Genomic DNA, 1,593 nt, shown 5'->3' with positions numbered 1-1,593 from the left:
CCAGGCTGTGTGAAAACGCATCACTCGTTAGACTAAGCCATCGCGCTGGCATGGGTTACGAATGAAGCGTTTTGTCGAAGGCGAGAGCCGATCCCAGAGCACGCTGTTCCCAGAGCGCATTGACGACTACATCACCGAAGACAACCCCGTCAGGGTGATCGACGTTTTCGTCGATGACCTTGATCTGGAGGCACTTGGGTTTGACGGCATGACGCCCTGCGCCACGGGTCGGCCGGGTTACCACCCTTCGACGCTGCTCAAGATCTACATCTACGGGTATCTCAACCGTGTGCAGTCGAGCCGCCGTTTGGAGCGTGAGACGCAGCGCAATGTAGAAGTGATGTGGCTGACGGGCCGGTTGACGCCTGACTTCAAGACGATCGCGGACTTTCGCAAGGACAACGGATCGGCAATCCGCAAGGTTTGCCGCGAGTTCACCATGCTCTGTCGGCGCCTGAGCCTGTACTCTCAGGCCCTCGTTGCGATCGATGGCAGCAAGTTCAAGGCGGTCAACAATCGAGACCGAAACTACACGCGCGCCAAGGTCCAGCGGCGAATCGAACAGATTGAGGAGAGCATCGACCGCTATCTGTCCGCGCTGGACAGCGCCGACCGTGGTGCTCCCGAGGTGGCTGAGGCCAAGGCCGAACGGCTTCAAGACAAGCTCTCCACGCTCAGGTCGGAAATGCAGCGCATGAAGGAGCTTGAGACGCGTGTGGAGCAGGCGCCGGACAAGCAAATCTCGCTATCCGACCCCGACTCGCGATCCATGGCAACGAGCGGCAGAGGCAGCGGCATGGTCGGTTACAACGTCCAGTCCGCCGTAGACGCCAAGCATCACCTGATAGTCGCGCACGAAGTAACGAATGTAGGGAACGACCGGAGCCAGCTGGCTTCGATAGCGAAGCTCGCGCGAGAGGCGATGAATATCGACGACATCTCGGTGGTCGCCGATCGGGGCTATTTCAAGGGTGAGGAGATCCTGGCATGCGAGGAAGCAGGCATCACGGCCTACGTGCCGAAGCCGCAGACGTCGGGCAGCCAGGCAAAGGGATTGTTCGGCAAGCGGGACTTCAGGTTCATTGCCGAGGAAAACGAGTATCGCTGCCCGGCAGGAGAGCGTCTTAAATGGCGCTTCTCAACCATCGAGGACGGAATGCAGCTCCACTGCTATTGGAGTTCCGCGTGCCAGGGATGCGCTCTGAAAGCGCAATGCACGCCAAGCAAACAACGACGAATCAAGCGCTGGGAGCACGAGGCAGTGCTCGATGCAATGCAGGAGCGCCTTGATCGCGATCCTGACAAGATGAATGTGCGTAGGCAGACCGTCGAACATCCATTCGGGACGATCAAGTCATGGATGGGGTCGACACATTTTCTGATGCGCACGCTCAACAACGTTCGCACGGAGATGAGCCTGCATGTGCTCGCGTACAACCTCAAGCGGGTGATGCGGATCCTTGGAACCCAGCCGCTGATGGAGGCGATGAGGGCCTAAGAGCGTTCTTTTTGCCAAAAAACGCCGCCTCCGGCGACAATCCTCAGCGCTCACAAAGCGCCAGCTGAAGTCGCCGGCCGGGAGGGCGGCGGTGG

At 59.3% G+C, this 1,593-nt stretch carries 1 protein-coding gene; it reads left to right on the top strand.

Annotation, left to right across the window (positions count from 1 at the left end):
* Positions 1–61 precede the first annotated feature (61 nt).
* Positions 62–1,498: an IS1182 family transposase gene (locus ACFOLC_RS16090; RefSeq protein ID WP_386760280.1), complete on the top strand. Its 1,437-nt coding sequence runs from the start codon at positions 62–64 to the stop codon at positions 1,496–1,498.
* Positions 1,499–1,593: the final 95 nt, after the last annotated feature.

Origin of the sequence: Lysobacter cavernae, assembly GCF_042648505.1 — a bacterium.
Classification (GTDB): domain Bacteria; phylum Pseudomonadota; class Gammaproteobacteria; order Xanthomonadales; family Xanthomonadaceae; genus Lysobacter_L; species Lysobacter_L cavernae.
Note: the sequence above shows the minus strand (reverse complement) of the source record. Positions and strands in the feature narration are given on the sequence as shown.

Excerpts from the sequence above, each read along its gene's own strand:
- ACFOLC_RS16090 (WP_386760280.1), top strand. The coding sequence starts at position 62 with ATGAAGCGTTTTGTCGAAGGCGAGAGCCGATCCCAGAGCACGCTGTTC.